The following is a 5,601-nucleotide window of genomic DNA, read 5'->3' on the forward strand; positions in this document are numbered from 1 at the left end:
GTGCGATGCCGCGCGACAGGGCCCGCAGCTCGGCGAGCGTCTCGGCCGCCTGCGTCCGGGCCTCGCCGAGCAGCGCGCGGGCGGCCTCCGGGTCGTCCGCGAGGCGGCGCTCGGCGACCGACAGGTCCATCGCGATCCGCACGAGGCGCTGCTGCGGGCCGTCGTGGATGTCGCGCTCGAGCCGCCGCAACGACTGCGCCTCGGCCGCCGCGGCGACGGAGCGGCGCTCGGTGAGGTCCTGCACCTGGGCCGCGAGGGCTGCGCGCGAGGCACCCGTGAGCAGCAGGCGGGCCCAGCCGGCGTGCGCCTCGGCGCACCAGTGCAGCACCGTCGGCATGGTGAGCAGGAGGATCAGCCCGAAGACGAGGTTGAGCACCGACTCGCTCACCGGCAGGTCGAGCAGCTCCACCAGGCCCGTGTTGTCGGCGGGGAGCCAGCGGGACCAGAACCAGTACGTGAGGCCGCCGAGCGTGCCGGCCCACCACGTGATCGCGACCGACCACGTGACGCTCGCCAGCGCGAGCGCGCCGATGCCGTGCAGCACGGACGCCCAGCGCCGGGGGTCGCGCAGCGTCGCGAGGGCGCGGGCCAGGAGGCCGCCCGTGGGACGCGTGTAGACGACGGGCGCGAGCTGGGTGCCGCGCGCCGCGAGGCGCACCCGCTCGAGGGCGCCGAACGCGGTGCCGGCCCACAGCGTCGCGACCGCGACGAGCACGCCGCCGACGATGACGAGGAGACCGGCGGCGAGCGACAGGCCGGTGACGAGGACGACGAACGACGCGATCGCGATGGGGAACGTCGGGAGCAGGTACGCGGTGTCGCGCAGCGTCCGGCGCGCGAGGGCGCCGACGCCCGCGCGCCGCGCCGAGGGCACCGGTACCGGTGCGGCGGGAAGGGCCGGGGAGAGGGTCTGATCGGTCATGACTCGATCCTCACGAGGGCGGGCGCCGGTCACGATCCTGCGGACCGGCGGACCCAGGGTAGGGCCAGCCCCACCCCGCGCCGGGTGGCCGACCGCCCCGGGCCTCCGGGGCGCCCGCGGACGCCCCGGGGCGCCGCGGGCGCCCCACTAGACTCCCCGCCATGTCCACCATCAACCGCGACGAGGTCGCGCGCCTGGCGGGGCTGGCCCGGATCGACCTGACGCAGGACGAGCTCACGCGCCTCGCGGGCGAGCTCGACGTCATCGTCGAGTCGGTCGCCCGGGTCAGCGAGATCGCCACCCCGGACGTCCCCGCGACGAGCCACCCGCTTCCCCTCACGAACGTCTACCGCGACGACGTGCCCGAGGAGCCGCTGCCGGTGGCCGACGCGCTGGCCGGTGCGCCGTCCGCCGAGGGCGGCCGCTTCGCCGTCCCGCAGATCCTGGAGGAGGACTGATGGCGGGACGTCACCTGGCCGGTGAGGACGCGACCGGGGCCGCGACGGGCAGCACGGGCGACCTGACCCGCATGAGCGCGGCGGCGCTCGCCGAGGCGCTCGCCGCCGGCACTCTCACGAGCGTCGAGGTCACGCAGGCGCACCTCGACCGGATCGACGCGGTCGAGGGCTCGCTGCACGCCTTCCTGCACGTCGCCCACGACGAGGCGCTCGCGACGGCACGCGACGTCGACGCACGCCGCGCGGCCGGGGAGCCGCTGCACGCGCTCGCGGGCGTGCCGATCGCGGTCAAGGACGTCGTCGTGACCAAGGGCATGCCGACCACGGCCGGGTCGCGCATCCTCGAGGGCTGGGTCCCGCCGTACGACGCGACGCTCGTCGAGCGCCTGCGCGCGGCCGGGATGCCGATCCTCGGCAAGACGAACATGGACGAGTTCGCGATGGGCTCGTCGACCGAGCACTCGGCGTACGGCAACACGCACAACCCCTGGGACCTCGACCGGATCCCGGGCGGCTCGGGCGGCGGCAGCGCGGCCGCCGTCGGCGGCTTCGAGGCCCCGCTCGCGATCGGCACGGACACGGGCGGCTCGATCCGCCAGCCCGCCGCGGTCACGGGCACGGTCGGCGTCAAGCCCACGTACGGCGGCGTCTCCCGGTACGGCCTCATCGCGCTCGCCTCGAGCCTCGACCAGGCCGGGCCGGTGACGCGCACCGTGCTCGACTCGGCGCTGCTGCACGAGGTCATCGGCGGCCACGACCGGCGCGACTCGACGTCGCTGCCCGAGCCGGTGGGCCCGCTCGTCGAGTCCGCGCTGCGCGGCCGGACCGGCGACCTCACGGGCGTGCGCGTCGGCGTCGTGACGGAGCTCAACGGCGAGGGCTACCAGCCGGGTGTGCGCGCGCGCTTCGACGAGTCGCTCGACGTCCTGCGCGGTGCCGGCGCCGAGATCGTCGAGGTCTCGTGCCCGCACTTCGAGTACGCGCTCGCGGCGTACTACCTCATCCTGCCGAGCGAGGCCTCGAGCAACCTCGCGAAGTTCGACGGCATGCGCTTCGGCCTGCGCGTCGAGCCGACCGATGGTCCGGTCACCGCCGAGCGCGTGATGGCCGCCACGCGCGGCCAGGGCTTCGGCGACGAGGTCAAGCGCCGCATCATCCTGGGCACGTACGCGCTGTCCGCGGGCTACTACGACGCCTACTACGGCAGCGCGCAGAAGGTCCGGACGCTCGTGCAGCGCGACTTCACGGCCGCGTTCGAGCGGGCCGACGTGCTCGTGTCGCCGACGGCGCCGACGACGGCCTTCCGCCTCGGCGAGAAGCTCGACGACCCGATGGCGATGTACCTCAACGACGTCGCCACGATCCCGGCGAACCTCGCGGGCGTCCCGGGCATGTCACTGCCGAACGGCCTGTCCGACGACGGCCTGCCGGTCGGCTTCCAGATCCTCGCGCCGGCGCGGGCCGACGAGCGGCTCTACCGCGTTGGGGCCGCGCTCGAGGCGCTGCTCGAGGCGCAGTGGGGCGGCCCGCTGCTCGACCGGGCGCCCGAGCTGCCGACGTCGGCCGCGGCCGCGACCACCACAGCAGCAGAGGGGAGCGTTCGATGAGCGCCAGCACGCACGGCGGCACCGCGGGCAGCGTGCTCGTCGACTACGACGACGCGGTCCGCCGGTACGACCCTGTGATCGGCATCGAGGTGCACGTCGAGCTCGGTACGGCGACCAAGATGTTCGACGCCGCGCCGACCGAGTTCGGCGCCGACCCCAACACCCAGGTGACGCCGGTCTCGCTCGGCCTGCCCGGTGCGCTGCCCGTGCTGAACCGCACGGCCGTGGAGTCGGCGATCAAGATCGGCCTGGCGCTCAACTGCCAGATCGCCGAGCTGTGCCGCTTCGCGCGGAAGAACTACTTCTACCCGGACGTGCCGAAGAACTTCCAGACGTCCCAGTACGACGAGCCGATCGCCTTCGACGGGTACCTCGACGTCGAGCTCGCCGACGGCACCGTGGTGCGCGTGGAGATCGAGCGCGCGCACATGGAGGAAGACGCCGGCAAGAACACCCACGTCGGCGGCGCCACGGGTCGCATCCACGGCGCGGAGTACTCGCTCGTCGACTACAACCGCGCGGGCATCCCGCTGGTGGAGATCGTCACGCGGCCGATCACGGGCATGGGGGACCGTGCGCCCGAGGTCGCGCGGGCCTACGTGCAGACGCTCCGCGACATCTTCCGCGGGCTGGGCGTCTCGGAGGCGCGGATGGAGCGCGGCAACGTCCGTGCCGACGTCAACCTCTCGCTGCGGCCGACGCCCGACGCGCCGCTCGGCACGCGCACCGAGACGAAGAACGTCAACAGCTTCCGCTCCGTCGAGCGGGCCGTGCGCTACGAGATCTCGCGCCAGGCGGGTGTGCTCGACGCGGGCGGCACCGTGATCCAGGAGACGCGCCACTGGCACGAGGACACGGGCGTGACGACGTCGGGCCGGGTCAAGTCCGACGCCGAGGACTACCGGTACTTCCCCGAGCCGGACCTCGTGCCCGTCGCGCCGAGCCGCGCGTGGGTCGAGGAGATCCGCGCGACGCTGCCCGAGGCCCCCGTCGCGCGGCGCCGTCGGCTGCAGACGGAGTGGGGCTACGCCGACGCCGAGATGCGCGACGTCGTCAACGCCGGCGCGATCGAGCTCATCGAGGCGACGGTCGCCGCGGGCGCCGCACCGGCCGCGGCCCGCAAGTGGTGGATGGGCGAGCTCGCCCGGACCGCCAACACCGAGGGCGTCGAGCTCGCGGACCTGCCCGTGACGCCCGAGCAGATCGGCCAGCTCCAGGGCCTCGTCGACTCGGGTCGCATCAACGACAAGCTGGCCCGTCAGGTGCTCGCCGGCGTCCTGGCGGGGGAGGGGTCGCCCGAGGAGGTCGTCACCGCACGCGGCCTCGAGGTCGTCTCGGACGACGGCGCCCTGCTCGCCGCCGTCGACGACGCGCTCGCCGCGCAGCCCGACGTCGCGGACAAGATCCGCGGCGGGAACCTCGGCCCGGTCGGCGCGATCATCGGCGCCGTCATGAAGGCGACGCGCGGCCAGGCGGACGCCGCGCGCGTGCGTGAGCTCGTCCTCGAGCGCGTCGGCCAGGGCTGACCCGTGGCCGCCACGCCCGTGCTGACCGGCGAGCTCGTCGTCCTGCGGCCCATCGGTCCGCAGGACGCCGAGCACATGTGGCAGATGGTCGCCGAGGACCCTGAGGGGGCCCGGATGACCGGCACCACGCAGACGTTCGCGCGCGAGCAGATCGACGAGTGGTGCGCGACGGTGGAGGAGCGCGAGGGACGGCACGACTGGGCGATCACGCACGGCTCGGACGAGTACCTCGGCGAGATCGTGCTCAACGAGATCGACGACCACGCCGCCAGCGCCAACCTGCGCCTCGCGCTGCGACCCGGTCAGCGCGGTCGCGGCTTCGGCGGCGAGGCGATCGAGCTCGTGCTCGACCACGCGTTCGCCGAGGCGCCCGAGGGCCTCGGCCTGCACCGCGTCTCGCTCGACGTGCTCAGCATCAACCCGCGGGCGCGGATGCTCTACGAGTCGCTCGGCTTCGTCGAGGAGGGGCGCCTGCGCGAGGCGCACCGCGACGGCGAGTTCTGGTGCGACGTGATCCTCATGGGCGTCCTCGAGGACGACCACCGGGCTGCTCGTGCCGAGCAGGCGGCCCACCGGGCGCGGGACGCCGAGGCGGCCCGCGCCGCGGAGGCCGAGCGCCGCGCCCGGCGCGGCGACGACCGCTGACGTCGTGACCGGCGAGCGGCGGCGGCGGCCGGCGGCGGTCTACGGGGTGGGCGCGGACCCGGACCCCCGGTTCAGCCTCGCCAACGAGCGCACCGCCCTGGCCTGGGTGCGCACCGCCCTCGCGCTCGTCGCGGGCGGCGTCGCGCTGACCTCGATCGCGACGGCGGCGGCCCTGCCCGCGCTGCTCGACGTCGTCGCCGCGGCCCTGTGCGTCCTCGGCGGGCTCACCGCGGTCAGCGCGCTGCGCGGGTGGCGCGCGGCCGAGCGCGCCCTGCGCCTCGGCGAGCCGCTCCCGGCGCCCAGCACCTTGCCGCTGCTCGTGGGAGGGGTCGTCGTCGTGGCCGCAGTGCTCGCCGGCTACGCGCTCGCCGAGCTCGCGTGAGCGGGCTCGAGGGGGACCCGGGGCTGCAGCCGCAGCGGACGGCCCTCGCGTGGCGCCGGAC

General features: G+C 75.1%; 6 protein-coding genes. 5 read left to right on the top strand and 1 reads right to left on the bottom strand.

Going from position 1 to position 5,601, the window contains the following annotated elements:
• The coding region (locus ICW40_RS21225) for a sensor histidine kinase (protein ID WP_260459448.1) at positions 1-922 on the bottom strand (922 nt) is incomplete at its 3' end.
• 161 nt (positions 923-1,083) lie between these two features.
• Between ICW40_RS21225 and gatC the strand changes: the two genes are divergently transcribed.
• The 5 genes from gatC to ICW40_RS18670 are packed head-to-tail and all read left to right on the top strand — an operon-like array spanning position 1,084 to position 5,540.
• Positions 1,084-1,380: an Asp-tRNA(Asn)/Glu-tRNA(Gln) amidotransferase subunit GatC gene (gene gatC, locus ICW40_RS18650; RefSeq protein WP_221655494.1), complete on the top strand. Its 297-nt coding sequence runs from the start codon at positions 1,084-1,086 to the stop codon at positions 1,378-1,380.
• Entirely contained in the window at positions 1,380-2,987 is a 1,608-nt protein-coding gene (gatA, locus tag ICW40_RS18655; RefSeq protein ID WP_221655495.1) for an Asp-tRNA(Asn)/Glu-tRNA(Gln) amidotransferase subunit GatA, read from the top strand. The genes gatC and gatA overlap by 1 nt, the downstream gene beginning before the upstream one ends.
• Positions 2,984-4,513, top strand: a complete 1,530-nt coding sequence (gene gatB / locus ICW40_RS18660; RefSeq protein WP_221655496.1) for an Asp-tRNA(Asn)/Glu-tRNA(Gln) amidotransferase subunit GatB — start codon at positions 2,984-2,986, stop codon at positions 4,511-4,513. Before gatA ends, gatB begins: the two co-directional genes overlap by 4 nt.
• A 3-nt stretch (positions 4,514-4,516) precedes the next feature.
• Complete coding sequence (locus tag ICW40_RS18665) at positions 4,517-5,158, top strand: GNAT family N-acetyltransferase (protein WP_221655497.1); 642 nt, start codon at positions 4,517-4,519, stop codon at positions 5,156-5,158.
• A 4-nt stretch (positions 5,159-5,162) separates the two neighbouring features.
• A complete protein-coding gene (locus tag ICW40_RS18670) occupies positions 5,163-5,540 on the top strand; it encodes a YidH family protein (RefSeq protein ID WP_221655498.1) in 378 nt (125 codons plus the stop codon).
• Positions 5,541-5,601: the final 61 nt, after the last annotated feature.

The sequence above is a fragment of the Actinotalea ferrariae genome (assembly GCF_019733465.1).
In the GTDB taxonomy this organism is placed as follows: Bacteria; Actinomycetota; Actinomycetes; order Actinomycetales; family Cellulomonadaceae; genus Actinotalea; species Actinotalea ferrariae_A.

Bases quoted from the DNA above. Each gene is read 5' to 3' on its own strand.
- gatC (WP_221655494.1), top strand. From the start codon at position 1,084: ATGTCCACCATCAACCGCGACGAGGTCGCGCGCCTGGCGGGGCTGGCC.
- gatA (WP_221655495.1), top strand. From the start codon at position 1,380: ATGGCGGGACGTCACCTGGCCGGTGAGGACGCGACCGGGGCCGCGACG.
- gatB (WP_221655496.1), top strand. From the start codon at position 2,984: ATGAGCGCCAGCACGCACGGCGGCACCGCGGGCAGCGTGCTCGTCGAC.